This is a genomic window from Kribbella sp. NPDC002412 (assembly GCF_053592935.1).
Genome location: NZ_JBSFBL010000005.1, coordinates 76794 through 92026, shown reverse-complemented (window position 1 = coordinate 92026; position 15233 = coordinate 76794). Strand labels below are relative to the sequence as shown.

Below are 15233 nucleotides of genomic sequence, written 5' to 3'. Positions count from 1 at the left end.
CTTACCCCTTCAGGCCGGACATGGTGATGCCTTGGACGAAGTACTTCTGCGCGAGCAGGAACAGCAGCAGCGGCGGCAGGATCGTCAGCGTCGCGGCCGCCATCATCAGGTTGGTCTGGGTGAAGTACTCGCCCTTGAACAGCGCGAGCGCGATCGGCATCGTCTGCAACCGCGTCGAGTTCAGGAAGATCAGCGGCCCGAACAGGTCGTTCCACGAGCCCATGAAGGTCAGCGCGCCGACCGCGGCCAGGGCCGGTTTCACCTGCGGCAGCATGATCCGCCAGAAGGTGCCGAAGACGGACGCGCCGTCGAGCTTGGCCGCCTCCTCCAGCTCCACCGGAACCCCGCGAAACGCCTGCCGGAGCAGGAACGTGCCGAACACCGGGGTCAGCACGTTCGGGATCCACAGCGGGTAGTGGGTGTCGATCCAGCCCAGCTCCCGGAACAGCATGTACTGCGGGACCAGGTAGACCATGCTCGGGATCATTGCCGTGGACAACAACAGGGCGAAGGCCAGGTTCTTGAAGACGAAGTTCAGCCGGGCGAAGCCGTAGCCGGCCAGCGACGCGAACAGCAGCAGGAACCCGACGTTCAGCGCGGCGAGCTTGACGCTGTTCAGGAAGAACGGCAGCAGCCCGTCCCCGGCCTGGGAGTAGTTGGCCCACTGGAACGTCGACGGGACGAACGTCGGCGGCGACTGCAGGACCTCGTTCTCCGGCTTGAGCGACGCGCTCACCATCCACAGCAGCGGCATCGCGAACACCACCGCGAAGAACAGCAGGACGGCGAAGACCACGACCCGCCGCGGCAGGTGGCGGGGAGCCTTGTTCGGCCGCAGGACGTCAGTTGTCATAGTGCACCCACCGTTTCTCCAGCTTCCACTGGATCGCGGTGACGAGGCCGACGATGACGAACAGCACCCAGCCCATCGCGGAGGCATAGCCCAGCCGGCCGTGCCCGAAGGCCGCCTCGTAGATGTGGAAGATGAACACCGAGGTGGCGTTGTTCGGCCCGCCGGACGTCATCACGTAGATGATCCCGAACACCTGGAACGAGGTGATGAACTGCGTGATGGTGAGGAAGAACAGGCTCGGCGTCAGCAGCGGCACGACCACGGCCCAGAACCGCCGCCAGGCCGACGCGCCGTCCATCGTGGCCGCCTCGAGCAGCGAGCTGTCGATGCTCTGCAGCCCGGCCAGCAGGATCACCATCGGGTAGCCGACGCCCTGCCAGATCGCGACCACGATCACCGCGATCAGCGCGGTCTTGGTGTCGGACAGCCAGGCCGGCCCGTCGATCCCGATCGTCTTCAGCGTCGCGTTGAACAACCCGTTGTCCGGGTCGTAGAGCCAGAACCAGACGAACCCGATCGCGACCACGTTGGTGACCGCGGGCGAGTAGTACAGCGTCCGGAAGATGCCGATGCCTTTCACCTTCTGGTTGCACAACACCGCCAGGCCGAGCCCGATCAGGATGGTCAGGGCGACCACGACCAGGGTGAAGATCACGGTGTTGCGCAGCGACGGGTAGAAGGTGTCGTCGGCGGTGAACAGCTCGCGGTAGTTGCCAAGGCCAAGGAACTGCGGCTTGTTCAGCCCGGACCAGTTGGTCAGCGACACCACCAGGGAGGCGGCGACCGGCGCGAGCTGGAAGAACAGCACGCCGGCGATCACCGGGCCGACGAACAGCCAGCCGGCCAGGTTCTGCCGCTTCGGCTTGACCTTCGGGCGCCTGCGGGCCGGTGGCTCTCCGCCGACGTCCGGCGGTTTCAGGGTCGGGAGTACGGCGTTGGCCATCGCCTCACACCTCGATCCCGACGTACTTCTCCTCGAGGAACTCGAGGATGCCCTCGGAGCTGCCCTCCCGGCCCAGTCCCGACTGCTTCGTGCCCCCGAACGGCGCGGCCGGATCGCTCAGCACGCCCCGGTTGACCGCGACCATGCCGGCGTCGATCCGCTGCGCGACCCCGAGTGCCTGCGCCGGGTCTCCGTACACGTAGGCGATCAGGCCGTAGATGGTGTCGTTGGCCTTCGTCACCGCGTCCTCGACATCGGTGTAGGAGACGATCGCCACGACCGGGCCGAAGATCTCCGTCCGGTTGATCTCGCTGCCGTGCCGGACGTCGGTCAGCACCGTCGGCGGGTAGAAGGCGCCGGCCGGCGGAGTCCCGCCGCCCAGCGTCAGGGTCGCGCCGTCGGCGACTGCCCGATCGACGAGACCGGCCACCTTGTCGCGTTCCTCCGGCGACACCAGGGCGCCGAGCTCGTTGGAGCGGTCCGTCCCCGGGCCCATCGTGACGGCCTTCATCGCCGCGGTGATCCGGGTGCTGAACTCGTCGACGAGTGACTCGTGCACGTAGAACCGGTTGGCCGCCGTACAGGCCGACCCGCCGTTGCGCATCTTCGCGACCATCGCGCCCTCGACCGCAGCGTCCAGGTCCGCACCGGGCAGGACCACGAACGGCGCGTTGCCGCCGAGCTCCATGGACGAGCTGAGCACCTGGTCGGCGGCTTCCCGCAGCAGCAGGCGGCCCACCTCGGTCGACCCGGTGAACGACAACTTCCGTACGGCGGGATGGTGCAGCATCGCGCTCACCGCCGGCCCGGCGGGCGTCGGCGTCACCAGGTTGACCACGCCGGCCGGGACACCGGCCCGGTGCAGGACGTCGACGACGTAGGCAGCGGTGAGTGGGGTCTGGGTCGCCGGCTTCAGCACCACCGAGCAGCCCGCCGCCAGGGCCGGTGCGATCTTGCGGGTCGCCATCGCGGCCGGAAAGTTCCAGGGCGTGATCAGCACCGACACCCCGACCGGATCGCGCCGGACCACGATCGTCTTGTCACCCGACGGCGAGAGCCGGAAGTCGCCGCCGATCCGGACCGCCTCCTCGGCGAACCAGCGGAAGAACTCGGCGGCGTAGGCGGCCTCTCCGAGCGCGTCGGCGTACGCCTTGCCGTTCTCGGCGACGATCAGGCCGGCGAGCGGGTCGCGCTCGGCGGTCAGCATTTCGAAACAGGTGCGGAGGATCTCGGAACGCTGCCGCGGCGGGGTCGCGGACCAAGCGGCGAGCGCGTCGGCAGCGGCCTCGACGGCGGCCAGGCAGTCGGCCTCGGTGGCCGCGGCGAACCGGGCCAGCTCGGACCCGTCGGCCGGGTCGTTGACGGCGAACCGCCGGCCGTCGGCGGCCGGCCGCCACTGACCGCCGATGAACAGATCGTGCGGAGTGATCATCTGGTGTGCTCCCAACACCTGGTCAGAACGGGTTGCTTCGGTCGCCGGCGTACGCGGCACGGGTGATCTCGTACAGCGCGCCGGCGTCCAGCGGACGGGGATTGTTGGCGACCAGCCGGGCCGACTTCAGGCCCATCTCGGCGACGTAGGACAGTTGGTCCTCGGCCAGTCCGAGCTCCTTGAGCGTGGACGGGATGCCGATCCGGTCCAGAAGCCGGTCGACTGCCTCGATGCCGGCGAGTGCCTGGGCTTCGGCGTCTCCGGTTGCCGGTACGCCGAAGATGGTCGCGATCTCGCCGAACTCCGGCACGCGCGCGGGTGCGTTGTAGCGCATCACGTACGGCAGCAGTACGCCGACGCCGAGACCGTGCGCGGTGTGGGTCAGAGCGCCCAGCGGGTACTGAAGGGCATGCGCCGCGGCGGTCCCGGCCACCCCGAGGGCGTAGCCTCCCGCGTTCGCGGCCAGCATCACGTCGGCGCGTGCATGCTCGTCGTCCGGATGCTCGAACGCCTCCGGAAGCGCACGGGCCAGCAGCCCGAGTCCCCAGCGCGCGTAGGAGTCGCTGATCACGTTCTTGCCGATGAAGACCCGGCCCTCGCTGACCGCCGCGGGCGGCCGCTGGATCGCGGTGAACGACTCGACCAGGTGGGACAGCGCGTCGGCGCCGGCGCTCGCAGTCAGTCCGGGCGGGCAGCTGTAGGTCAACTCCGGATCGCAGATCGCGACCGACGGAATCAGGTGCGGCGACGAGATCCCGGCCTTCAACTCCCGCCGGCTGTCGCTGAGCACGCACACCGGCGTCACTTCGGACCCCGTTCCGCCGGTCGTCGGTACGGCGACGATCGGCAGTACCGGCCCGGGTACGGCGTTCTCCCCGTAGTACCGGTCGATCGGACCGCCGTGGCTGAGCAGCAACGCCACCGCCTTGGCCAGGTCGAGGCAACTGCCGCCGCCGATCCCGATCACGACGTCGATCCCGGCGTACTCCATCGCGTCGAAGCAGGCGTCGATGTCGGACATCGGCAACTCGGGCGCGGTGTCCCGCCACACCTTCACGGTGATCCCGTGGTCCTCGAGATCGGTGACCATCTCGGCGAACTCGGCCGAGCCGGCGAGCCGGCCGTCGGTGCAGACGAGCGCCGTACTCCCGTACTCGGCGGCGTGCCGGCCGAGGAGTGCGCGCTGCCCGGCGCCGAAGACAACCGTGCGCGGTGCTCGCTGGACGCCGAAACCGGCGGCGGTGATCGTCATCTGGTGGGTCCTTGTCCGGTCGAGGGGCGGATCATTCGGCCAGCGCTGCTTCCCGGCGTACGGCGTCGAGCGCGGCCAGCTCACGCCACAGGTCGTCGGCGATGTCGATGCCGTTGGCAACCGACTCCTCCCGGCGGGCCCGGGCCCGGTCGCCCGGTACCGCGACCGGGTGGGCCGGATCGGCCGGCCGGCTGCCGCGGACCTGGTCGAGGTAGCCGGACACGGAGTGCCCGCCGCCGCTGAGCAGGATGAACACGTCGCCCTTGTTGCTCAGCCGGTCGTCGTCCAGCGTTCCGCCGACCGCCGTTCCGTAGGCGGCGCCGGTCAGGAACGTGACCATCGCGCCCAGCCCGAGCCCGAGGCCGTAGCCCTTCGGACCGCCGAACGGCGCGATGGATCCCGACTTCGCCGCGACCGGATCAACGGTCGGGTGGCCGGTCGCGTCCAGTGCCCAGCCCGGTTCGAGCGGCACGCCGCGCAGCGCGTGATCGTGGACCTTGCCCATCGAGATCTGCGACGTCGCCATGTCCAGCACCAGCGGGTGCGGCTGCGCCGGGACGCCGAGTGCCAGTGGATTCGTGCCGAGCATCGCCTCGGTGCCGCCCCACGGGTGCACCAGCGCCTCGCTGGTCGTCACACCGAGGCAGACCAGGCCGCGTTCGGCCATCCGGCCGGCGTAGTAGCCGAGCATGCCGAGATGGTTGTTGTTCGTGATCGAGCAAACGGCGACGCCGTGCCGCTCGGCGGCCGGGACGATCGCTTCGAGGGCGCGGAGCGCGACGACCGGGCCGAGGCCCTGCTCACCGTCGACGGACAGGTAGCACGGGCTGAGCCAGTCGTGCTTGCCCGTGTTCGTCGGGCTCGCGGTGCCGTTGGCGAGCCGGCGCAGGATCCGCGGCAGCCGGAGCAGGCCGTGCGACGGCACGCCCTTCGCCTCGGCGACGAGGAGCAGCTCGGCCTGCCGGACGGCCGCCGGGCCGGGCACGCCCGCGGTGATCAGGAGTCGTTCGGCCAGTGACTGTGCGGTTGCGAGGTCTGTGTGCACGTCGGCCATCCCAGGGGTGGAGACGATGAATTCGTATACATCGGGGCGGTTGCTGGGAGGCTAGATCAGATCGGATATGATTTGCAATGGTTGGTGTATACGAATTCACAGATTCGATCCGCGATCCGAGGAAACCCATGAGCGAGCGTGCCGTCGAGCGTGTGTCCGACCGTCCCGGCCGGGCCCGGATGAGCGATGTCGTCTACGAGCAGCTGCAGACTCTCCTGCTGGACGGCGCGATCCAGCCCGGTGAGCGGATCCGGGTGGACGTCATCAGCCGCCAGCTCGGCGTCTCCCAGACCCCGGTCCGCGAGTCGCTGAACCGGCTCGAGGCGGAGGACCTGGTCACCAAGACACATCTGATCGGATATTCCGCCAGCCCCAAGCTGACGCCGGAGCGGTTCGAGGACCTCTTCGAGGCCCGGTTCCTGATCGAGCCGTACTGCTCGGGCCTGGCCGCCGGCCGGCACCAGCGGGTCGAGATCGAGCGGATCGCCGATATCGCCGCCGAGATGCGGGCCCGCTACCAGGCCGGGGCGATGTCGTACGGCGCCTTCGCCCGCAAGGACGCCGAGTTCCACGAGGCCATCATCGGCGCCACCGGGAACAGCTACTTCGCGGAGATCTTCGCCAAGCTGCACTGCCACCTGCAGCTGTTCCGGTTGCTGCGCGACTCCCAGGTGACCGAGAAGGCGCTCGACGAGCACGACCTGCTCGTGACGGCGATCCGCCGCCGCGACACCGAGGCGGCCGATGCCGCCATGCACGCCCACCTGACCGCGTCCCGCGGCCGGTTGCGCTCCGCCTTCGAAGCGGCCTGATCAGCGCTCCGGACCGGGAACGGACAGGGGGTCGAAGCCGTAGGGAAGCTCGAGCCGGTGCGCACGCATCAGCTCGGAGTTGCCGAGCAGGTCGCGGGTCTTGCCGTCAGCCACGATCCGGCCGCCGTCCATCAGCAGGCTGCGCTCGCACAGCTGCAACGCGTACGGCAGGTCGTGCGTGATCATCAACAGGGTCACGTCGAGACCGGACAGGATGTCGGACAGCTCCCGCCGAGCGGCCGGGTCCAGGTTGCTCGACGGCTCGTCCAGCACGAGCACCTCGGGGCGCATCGCGAGTACCGTCGCCACCGCGACCCGGCGGCGCTGACCGAAGGACAGGTGGTGCGGCGCGAGGTCCGCATGGTCCTGCATGCCGACCTGGACGAGCGCCTCATGCACCCGGCCGTCCAGCTCGGACCCGCGCAGGCCCAGGTTCGCCGGCCCGAACGCGACGTCGTCCCGGACAGTCGGCATGAACAACTGGTCGTCGGGATCCTGGAACACCAGCCCGACCTTCCGCCGTACCTCGGGAAGGTGCTCGCGGTGCAGGCTGGTGCCGCCGATCTGGATCCGGCCGCTGCCGGTCCCGCCGGCCACCGAGCCGAGGATCCCGTTGAGATGCAGCACCAGCGTGGTCTTCCCGGCGCCGTTGGGACCGAGCAGCGCGACCCGCTCTCCCCGCTCGACGGTGAAGTCGACGCCGTACAGCGCCTGCCTGCCGTCGGGGTAGGCGAAGACGAGACGCTCGACCTGAATCGCTGGACCGCTCACAAGCCACTCACCCTAACCGCCACAGCAATGAGTACGGCGGCCAGGGAGATCGTCAGCCCCTCGAGCCACTGCGCCGACGTCGCGCCTTGATCGCTCAGCATCGGCATCCGGCCGGTGTAGCCGCGCGAGCGCATCGCCAGGTGCACTCGCTCGCCGCGCTCGAAGCTGCGGACGAACAGTGCGCCCACTCCCCCGGCGACCGCCTTCAGGTGCCCGGCCCGGCCGCCGGTGTACCCGCGTGACTCCCGGGCGATCCGCATCCGTTGCACGTCGTCGGACACGACGCTCAGGTACCGGATCATGAACGACAGGATCGCCACCAGCGTCGACGGCAGCCGCAGTCGTTCGAGCCCGGCCAGCAGGTCGCGTGGCGCGGTCGTCGCCGACAACAGGATCGCCGCGACCACCCCGAGTGTGCCCTTCGCCAGCACGTTCCAGGCCCCGAGTACGCCGGACTGCGACAACTCCAGCCCGAGTACGTCGATCCGCGGCCCGGTCGCCACGAACGGCAGGACCAGCGCGAACACGATGAATGGCGTCTCCACGGCCAGCCGGCGGGAAACCACGAGCCCGGGCAGTCGCGCGACGACGACAGCGGCCACGAGCATCCCGGCGTACAGACCGAAGGCCCAGAAGGCGTGCGCCGGCGTGGAGACGACGGCGAGGACGAAGACGAACAGCGCGACGATCTTCACCTGGGCCGGGATGCGGTGCACCCGGCTGTCCACCGCTACGAGAAGACCGTCACCGTTCACGAAGCTCTACTCGACCGCAGGGACGCGAGCTTGGCGATCGCCAGGCCGACGAGGATGGTGACCAGGACGCCGATGATGCCCGCGAGCGCGCCGGAGACCTCCGCGTTGCCGATCCCGCTGACGCCGTAGTCGGCCAGCGGACTGCTCGCGACCGCGGAGTCCTTGGCCGCGCTGTCGAAGCCGAGCTTGGCGCCGACGAACTCCAGACCGTCCGGGTGCGCGCTGGCGAACAAGCTGAGGCCACCAGCCACGAGCAGCGTCACCGCGACGCCGACCCCGAGCGTCCGCCCGGCCGGCTTGGCCGCGACCGGCTTGTCCGGCGACACGGTCGACGTGTTGCCGTCGGCCTCGACCAGGACGAGGTCCCGCTGCAGGTGGCGAGCGGCGTACACCAGGTCGGGGCGGGTCGCGACGACCGCGCTCAGGACCGCGGCGGTGATGACCGCTTCACCGATCCCGACCAGGATGTGCCAGCCGACCATCGCGGTCGCGAGCTTCCCGAGTGGGATGTCCACGGCTCCGCCGATCGCGTACAGCCCGGTGAAGGCGAGGGCAGCCACCGGGACCGACACGAGCGCGCCGACGGTCGCCGCCGGCACGACGCTGCCGACCTTCCGCGGCAGCACCCGCAGCACCGCGCGGGTCAGGACGTAGCCGACCAGCACGGTGATGATCCCCATCAGCGTGATGTTGGTGCCGAGCGCGGTCAGACCGCCGTCGGCGAACAGCAGCCCTTGCACCAGCAGCACCGTCGACATCACCAGTACGGCGCTCCACGGCCCGACCAGCGCGGCGGCCAGGGCGCCACCGAGCAGGTGCCCGCTGGTCCCGGCGCCGACCGGGAAGTTCACCATCTGCACCGCGAACACGAACGCCGCGGTCAGTCCGGCCAGCGCCGGACCGGCCTCGCGGATCTCCCGGTTCGCCCGTTGCAGGCTGAATCCGACCGCGCCGGCGGCGATCAGACCGGTCGCGACGGAGGTCGGTGCGTCGAAGAAGCCATCAGGTACGTGCACGCCGATATTGTTGATCCAGTTGCGACCGAATCGCAACAACGTCTCACAAAGTCTTCAGCGCGTCCCCGATCGCGCGGTGGAATGTCGGGTATGCGTAGATCATCTGTCGCAGAGTGTGAACGGGAACGGCCGCATGGACGGCGACCGCGAGCGCGCCGAGCACCTCGCCGCCGGTCGGTCCGGCGCTGGTCGCCCCGACCAGCACTCCGCGCCCGTTGTCGACGACCAGCTTGATGAAGCCGTCGTTGCCCGCCTTGTGGATGAACCCGCGCGACGACGACGGAAGCTGGGCCGAGCCGATCTTCACGTCGAGGCCGGCGTCGCGCGCCTGCTTCTCGGTCATCCCGACCGCGCCGATCTCCGGGTCGGTGAAGGTGACCCGCGGCATCGCGTGGTAGCTCGCGACCGGCGCGCCCTCGCTGCCGAGGATGTCGTGTACGGCGATGTCGGCCTGGTACATCGCGTTGTGGGTGAACGCCCCGACGCCGGTCACGTCGCCGACCGCCCAGACGCCGTCGCCGGCCCGGACGTGCTCGTCCACCTCCACCCGCCGTACGCCGGGATCGATCCCGACCTGGTCGAGGCCGAGCCCCTTCACGTCCACCCGGCGGCCCGTTGCCACGAGCAACTTCTCCCCCGTGACCGCGGTGCCGTCGTCCAGGGTGACGGTGAAGCCGTTGCCGTCGTGGGAGACCTGCTTGGCGGGCGTGCCGGTGTGGAAGCTGACACCGTCCCGTTCGAGCGCTTCCCGGGCCAGGTCGCTGGACTCGGGCTCCTCCATCGCGAGGATCCGGTCGGCCGCCTCGACGACCTTCACGTCGACGCCGAACCGGGCGAACACCTGGGTCAGCTCGAGCCCGATCGCGCCGCCGCCGAGCACCACGATCGAGGCCGGCAGCGTGTCCGCCTCGATGGCCTCGTGGTTCGTCCAGAACGGCGTGCCGGCCAGGCCGTCGATCGGCGGCACCACCGGGACGGTGCCGGTGGCGATGATGATGCCGCGGGACGCCTGGAACTCCCGGTCGCCCGCCTTCACCGTGCGCGGTCCGGTGATGGCGCCGCGCTCACGCAGGAACGTGACGCCCTTCTTCACCAGCCGGTCGACCGCGACCTGGTCGTTCCAGGTGTCGGTGGCCTCCTCGCGGATCCGCTTGGCCACCGGAGCCCAGTCCGGCTGCACGGTCGCCGTACCGGCCATGCCGTCGACCCGGCGGGTCTCGGCGAGCAGGTTCGCGGCCCGGATCATCATCTTGCTCGGGATGCAGCCCCAGTACGGGCACTCACCGCCGACCAGCCGCGGGTCGAGACCGACCACGTTCAGCCCCGCTTCCGCCAGCCGGCCGGACGCCTCCTCGCCGCCGACACCGAGCCCGATCACGACCACATCCACCTGTTCAGCCATGCCGCCCAATCTCGCAGACAGTCCGGTCCCGGCCAAGGCCCGCCCCGGCGCGTCATCGCACGGTAAGCATCCGTTCACTGCGGCTGGATAGCGTTTCGGCGGGAGGGAACGTTGGATTTCTCGGGTCTCGGCGACATCAACCTCGAAACGATCATCGCCGCCGTCGCGCTGATCGGCACGGCGGTCGCCTGGCTGGTCGACCGGTACGTGCTGCGGCGCAAGCGGCTCGTCTACCGGGTGCAGGTGGACGCGCCGATCGGCGTCTACCCGAGCGCCGACAAGGCCCACCGGATGGTCGACGTCGAGGTCCGTCACCAGGGTGCGGTGGTGCAGAACCCGAGCATCGTGCTGCTGCGGCTGGACAACGCCGGCGGGATGGACATCGACCCGCACGACATGCACGAGAAGGTGTCGTTCGCGTTCCCGGACCGCAAGATCGTCGGGCTGAAGGTCACCGAGTCCAAGCCGAAGTCGCTCGGCGAGATGCTGCAGCGCCGGATGGTCCCGGCGAACTACGTCGACACCAGCAAGCTGGTCGTCCCGCGGATCGCGATCAACCGCGGCGACCACTTCAAGTTCCTGCTGGTGCTGTCCGGCACCGGGAAGGGTGTGACCCACTCGGGGTACCTGGCCGGCGGCTCGACCGGTGGCGGCGTGTACCACGAACCACGGCCGCGTGGACCGGGTCGCCGTACCTTGATGTTCGGCGCGATGTCGCTGCTGCTCGTCGGCGCGCTGGTCGCGCTGTTCGTGGTCGACGTCCTGCAGCCACCGGACAACTGCGCTTCCGGTCAGGTGCGGATCATCGGGTCGACCGCTGTCGAGTCCACCATGCGCGAGGTCCGTACGGCGTACGCGGCCGACTGCACCGACGCCGACATCACCATCGCGGCCAACGGCAGCCGTAGCGGTATCCGCAGCCTCGAGGAGACCGGAGCGCAGGACGCGGGCGCGGCCGGGAAGCTGATCGCGATGTCCGACGGTACGGCGGAGGACGCGCCGGACCTGTGGGGCGAGCCGGTCGCGGTCGTGGTGTTCGCGGTCGCGGTGAACCGGTCGGCGGACGTGACCGGGCTGACCACCGCGCAACTGCGGGACGTCTACAGCGGACGGGTGACGAACTGGAAGCAGCTCGGCGGCCGCGACCTGCCGATCCGGATGGTCAGCCGCGTCGGGCCGGACTCCGGTTCACGGCGGGTGTTCCGGGACAAGGTGCTGAACGGCGGCCAGGAGCTCGGCATCTCCTCCGACGACTGCCGCCGCGACGATCCGGCGGCCAAGTTCCACCGCTGCGAGGTCGGCACGACGGAGGAGCTGCTGACCCGGGTGAACGAGATCGACGGCGCGATCGGGTACGCCGAGCTCGGCGGCACCCGGAAGTACCCGGAGATCACGGTCGCCTCGATCGATGGCGTCGTACCGGACGCGGCGAAGGTGGCGGACGGGTCGTACAAGTTCTGGGAAGTCGAGCACGCCTACACCTACAAGACGCCGCCGGCCGACTCGCTCACCGCGGCGTTCCTCGAGTACCTGCGGTCACCGCAGGTGCGGCCGGTGCTGGCGCGCGGCGGGCTCGTCCCGTGCAACGACCTTCCGGGTGGCTTCTGCGGCTAGTGTTTCAGCATGTACGTGATCGCACACTTGAGTGATCCGCATCTCGACGGCTCCGAGGAGGCGCGCTCGCGGCTGCGCCGGATCACGTCGTACCTGGGCGAGTTCAGCCGGCCGGTGGACGTCGTGCTGGTCACCGGAGATCTCGCCGACCACGGCCAGGAGTCCGAGTACGCCGAACTCGCGGCGGAACTGCCACCGGACATCCCGACGCTGGTGCTGCCCGGCAACCACGACGCGAGCGCACCGCTGCGGACCGGGCTGCAGGCGTACGTCGATGCGGTGGGCGACGGGCACCCGGTCCACCAGGTGCGCGAGGTCGGCATGGCCCGGTTCGTGCTGGTCGACAGCACGGTGCCGGACGCCGACCACGGCCTGTTGTCGGAGGAGTCGCTGGCTTGGTTGGACGGCGTACTGCGCAAGCCCTCCGACGGACCGGTGTTCGTGGCGTTTCATCATCCGCCGCTGGAGCTGCACCACCCGGTGATGGACCAGTGGATGCTGCAGTCCCGGGAGGCCTTCGAGGCCGTGCTGGCCGGCAAGGCGATCACCGCACTGCTCACCGGGCACGTGCACAACGCGATCGTCACCACCTTCGCCGGCCACCCAGTCCTCGGTGCTCCGGGCATCCGCTCGACCGTGCCACTCCCCTTCGAGCCGCAGTCTCCCGACGGCCGCGTCGTCGACACCCGAGCCCACCCCGGCCTGGCTCTGCACATGTATGTCCCGGGCGAGCCGCTGCAGACGGTGTACAGGTTCCCGACGTGATGTTCGTCCTCAGACCAGTGGGCCGAGTCGAGTCGGTGCTCAAGACTCGCGACGAAGCCCCGCGCCAACCCGACGAGGGCGCTCCCAGTGCCTGGATCGTGTTCGACGAATCGGTCCGGGACGCGCTGCGCGACCTGGCCGTCGGCGACGAGATCATCGTCATCACCTGGTTCGACCGGGCCGATCGGGACGTGCTCGCGGTGCATCCGCGCAGCGACCGGACCCGCCCGGAGACCGGCGTCTTCAGCACCCGCTCCCCCGACCGCCCGAACCCGCTCGGCCTGCACCAGGTCACCATCGTCGCGACCGACGGTCCGCGCCTCCAGGTCGACCGGCTCGAAGCCCTCGACGGCACACCGGTCATCGACGTGAAACCGGTGCTGCGCGAGGTCTCCGACCGATAGTTGACCTCAAGCTTGGTTGAGGTTCGAGACTGTCGGGCGTGACATCAACCAGGGATGAGATTTCCCGGGCCGGCCGGCGCGAATGGGTCGGATTGGCGGTGCTGGCACTGCCCGCGTTGCTGGCCTCGCTCGAGCTGACCGTGACCCATCTGGCGCTGCCGTCGATCGCGGCTGACCTGCGGCCGAGTAGCTCCGAACTGTTGTGGATCGTGGACATCTACGCGTTCCTGCTGGCCGGCTCGCTGGTCACGATGGGCGCGCTGGGCGACCGGATCGGGCGCCGCCGGCTGCTGCTCGGCGGTGCAGCCGTGTACGGCGTTGCTTCGGTGCTGGCGGCGTACTCGCTCAATCCGGCGATGCTGATCGGCACGCGCGCAATGATGGGGATCGCCGGGTCGACGCTGATGCCGTCGGTCGTCTCGCTGGTCGCATCGATGTTCAAGGACGCCCGGCAGCGCGGGGTCGCGATCGGGATCGTGGTCGCCAGCGTGTCCGGCGGTACGGCGATCGGTCCGCTGGTCGGCGGGTGGTTGCTGGACAACTTCTGGTGGGGCTCGGTGTTCCTGGTCGGCGTACCGGTGATGGCGGCGTTGCTGGTGGTCGGGCCGCGGTTGCTGCCCGAGTACAAGGCGCCGGGTGGCAAGCGGCTCGATCTTTTGAGCGCGGCGCTGTCGATGGCGGCCGTGCTGCCGGTGGTGTACGGGCTGAAGCACATCGCGGCGGACGGGTTCGCCTGGCGGTCGGTCGCGGTGATTGCGGCCGGGCTCGTGCTCGGCGGGGTGTTCATCCGGCGGCAGCGCCGGCTGGACGACCCGATGCTCGACCTCGGCCTCTTCGCGAGTCGCGCGTTCAGCGCGTCGGCGATCGCGCTGGCGCTGGCGATCTTCGTGCTCTGGGGCGTCAACTACGCGATCGCGCAGCTCCTCCAGCTCGCGCACGGACTCGACCCGCTCGAGGCGGGCCTGTGGACGGCGCCTTCCGCAGCTGGGACCATCGCCGGCTCGCTGCTCGCGCCACGCCTGGCCAACCGCTTCGGCCCCGGCCGGGTGATCGCCGCGGGTCTCGTGCTCGCCGTGGCCGGCTTCGTCGTCCTCACCCAGGTCGGACCGCTCGGCGTGCTCGTCACCGGCTCGATCATCATCTCGGCCGGTCTCGCCCCGACCATGGCGCTGGCCACGAACCTGATGATCGGCGCCTCCCCCGAGGAGCGGGCCGGCGGCGCCGCCGCGATCTCGTCCACCGCACCCCAACTCGGCGGCGCCCTCGGCATCGCCCTGCTCGGCAGCCTGATCACGGCCGTCTACCGCAACCAACTGGGCCACGAAGCCGAACTCACCCGCGAAGCCCTGGCCACGCCCGCCGCCCGCGAAGCCTTCACCACCGGATTCCACCTCTCGGCGACTGTCAGCGCTGCACTCCTACTCCTCACCGCCCTCGGCGCCGCGAGATTCCTCCGGCGCTGACAGTCGGCCGCGGATGTACAGGAGTTGGGCGACCTCGCGCCAGATCGGGGTGTCCTGGGGTGGCTCGCGGAACTGGTCGATCGCGAAGCCGGCCGAGGTGAGCGTGTTGACGTAGGTGCTGAGGGTCCGGTGGTAGGCGCCGACCGGGAGGGCGTTGCGGTGCGCGCCGGGGCCGTCCCAGTAGCCCTCCACGTAGTACTTGCCGATCGTTCGGCGCACACTCTGATCGACGTGGTCGACGAGCTCGCCTGCCGCCGGCGTCTTGAAGCACGGGTGGGTGATCGACACGACGAACCAGCCGCCTGGGCGGAGGACGCGCGCCATCGACTGCAGAGCGCGATCCAGGTCCGGGATGTCCATCAGCGCCATGTAGCAGACGACGCCGTCGAAGGAGCCGGTCGCGAGCCCTTCCAGCGTTTGCGCGTCGCCCTGCCGGTACGAGACGCCGAGCGGCGCGGCCTCCTCGTGCTGGCGGGCCTTCTCGAGCAGCTTCTCGGACAAGTCGACTCCAGTGACGGCTGCCCCCTGGGCGGCCAGGTAGCGGGCCTCCCGTCCTTGGCCGCAAGCGACGACACACACGGTCTGACCGGCCACGTCGCCGACCAACTCGGCGAAGGTCGGATCGTCGAGGGCGGCCCCCGCTCCGACCCACTCGTCGTAGTCGGCGGCCACCTCGTCGTACCTGGGTTTCATGCAG

Annotated in this window: 15 protein-coding genes; 5 read left to right on the top strand and 10 right to left on the bottom strand. The window is 69.9% G+C overall.

The window, feature by feature from the left end:
• Position 1: 1 nt before the first annotated feature.
• From ACWCOV_RS05785 to ACWCOV_RS05765, 5 genes are read right to left on the bottom strand one after another with little or no spacing between them, the layout of a single operon-like run.
• Positions 2–853: a carbohydrate ABC transporter permease gene (locus ACWCOV_RS05785; RefSeq protein ID WP_449828063.1), complete on the bottom strand. Its 852-nt coding sequence runs from the start codon at positions 851–853 to the stop codon at positions 2–4.
• The gene (locus tag ACWCOV_RS05780) at positions 843–1796 is read right to left on the bottom strand and encodes a carbohydrate ABC transporter permease (protein ID WP_449828062.1); all 954 of its coding nucleotides are present in this window, start codon (positions 1794–1796) and stop codon (positions 843–845) included. Before ACWCOV_RS05780 ends, ACWCOV_RS05785 begins: the two co-directional genes overlap by 11 nt.
• Before the next feature lie 4 nt (positions 1797–1800).
• The gene (locus tag ACWCOV_RS05775; protein ID WP_449828061.1) at positions 1801–3228 is read right to left on the bottom strand and encodes an NAD-dependent succinate-semialdehyde dehydrogenase; all 1428 of its coding nucleotides are present in this window, start codon (positions 3226–3228) and stop codon (positions 1801–1803) included.
• 22 nt (positions 3229–3250) lie between these two features.
• A complete protein-coding gene (locus ACWCOV_RS05770) occupies positions 3251–4480 on the bottom strand; it encodes an iron-containing alcohol dehydrogenase (RefSeq protein ID WP_449828060.1) in 1230 nt (409 codons plus the stop codon).
• Positions 4481–4511: 31 nt separating this feature from the next.
• Positions 4512–5525: an Ldh family oxidoreductase gene (locus ACWCOV_RS05765; protein ID WP_449828059.1), complete on the bottom strand. Its 1014-nt coding sequence runs from the start codon at positions 5523–5525 to the stop codon at positions 4512–4514.
• A gap of 137 nt (positions 5526–5662) precedes the next feature.
• Here ACWCOV_RS05765 and ACWCOV_RS05760 point away from each other — a divergent pair, with 137 nt between their 5' ends.
• Positions 5663–6346, top strand: a complete 684-nt coding sequence (locus tag ACWCOV_RS05760; protein WP_449828058.1) for a GntR family transcriptional regulator — start codon at positions 5663–5665, stop codon at positions 6344–6346.
• On the opposite strand, the gene ACWCOV_RS05755 is transcribed toward ACWCOV_RS05760, so the two are convergent.
• Genes ACWCOV_RS05755 through ACWCOV_RS05740 form a run of 4 tightly spaced genes read right to left on the bottom strand, consistent with a single transcriptional unit; the run spans position 6347 to position 10290 of the window.
• Positions 6347–7117: an energy-coupling factor ABC transporter ATP-binding protein gene (locus tag ACWCOV_RS05755; protein ID WP_449828057.1), complete on the bottom strand. Its 771-nt coding sequence runs from the start codon at positions 7115–7117 to the stop codon at positions 6347–6349.
• The gene (gene cbiQ, locus ACWCOV_RS05750; RefSeq protein ID WP_449828056.1) at positions 7114–7845 is read right to left on the bottom strand and encodes a cobalt ECF transporter T component CbiQ; all 732 of its coding nucleotides are present in this window, start codon (positions 7843–7845) and stop codon (positions 7114–7116) included. Before cbiQ ends, ACWCOV_RS05755 begins: the two co-directional genes overlap by 4 nt.
• Positions 7846–7868: 23 nt before the next feature.
• Positions 7869–8888, bottom strand: coding sequence for an energy-coupling factor ABC transporter permease (locus ACWCOV_RS05745; protein WP_449828055.1), 1020 nt, complete (start codon positions 8886–8888; stop codon positions 7869–7871).
• 43 nt (positions 8889–8931) lie between these two features.
• Positions 8932–10290, bottom strand: coding sequence for a dihydrolipoyl dehydrogenase family protein (locus tag ACWCOV_RS05740; RefSeq protein ID WP_449828054.1), 1359 nt, complete (start codon positions 10288–10290; stop codon positions 8932–8934).
• Between the two features lie 111 nt (positions 10291–10401).
• Between ACWCOV_RS05740 and ACWCOV_RS05735 the strand changes: the two genes are divergently transcribed.
• The 4 genes from ACWCOV_RS05735 to ACWCOV_RS05720 are packed head-to-tail and all read left to right on the top strand — an operon-like array spanning position 10402 to position 14536.
• A complete protein-coding gene (locus tag ACWCOV_RS05735; protein WP_449828053.1) occupies positions 10402–11904 on the top strand; it encodes a PstS family phosphate ABC transporter substrate-binding protein in 1503 nt (500 codons plus the stop codon).
• Between the two features lie 9 nt (positions 11905–11913).
• Positions 11914–12669 (top strand): metallophosphoesterase, encoded by a 756-nt coding sequence (locus ACWCOV_RS05730; RefSeq protein WP_449828052.1) that lies wholly within the window; start codon positions 11914–11916, stop codon positions 12667–12669.
• A complete protein-coding gene (tsaA, locus tag ACWCOV_RS05725) occupies positions 12669–13073 on the top strand; it encodes a tRNA (N6-threonylcarbamoyladenosine(37)-N6)-methyltransferase TrmO (protein ID WP_449828051.1) in 405 nt (134 codons plus the stop codon). The genes ACWCOV_RS05730 and tsaA overlap by 1 nt, the downstream gene beginning before the upstream one ends.
• A 38-nt stretch (positions 13074–13111) precedes the next feature.
• Entirely contained in the window at positions 13112–14536 is a 1425-nt protein-coding gene (locus tag ACWCOV_RS05720) for an MFS transporter (RefSeq protein WP_449828050.1), read from the top strand.
• On the opposite strand, the gene ACWCOV_RS05715 is transcribed toward ACWCOV_RS05720, so the two are convergent.
• Positions 14492–15229 (bottom strand): class I SAM-dependent methyltransferase, encoded by a 738-nt coding sequence (locus ACWCOV_RS05715; RefSeq protein ID WP_449828049.1) that lies wholly within the window; start codon positions 15227–15229, stop codon positions 14492–14494. The genes ACWCOV_RS05720 and ACWCOV_RS05715 overlap by 45 nt on opposite strands.
• Between the last annotated feature and the right edge of the window lie 4 nt (positions 15230–15233).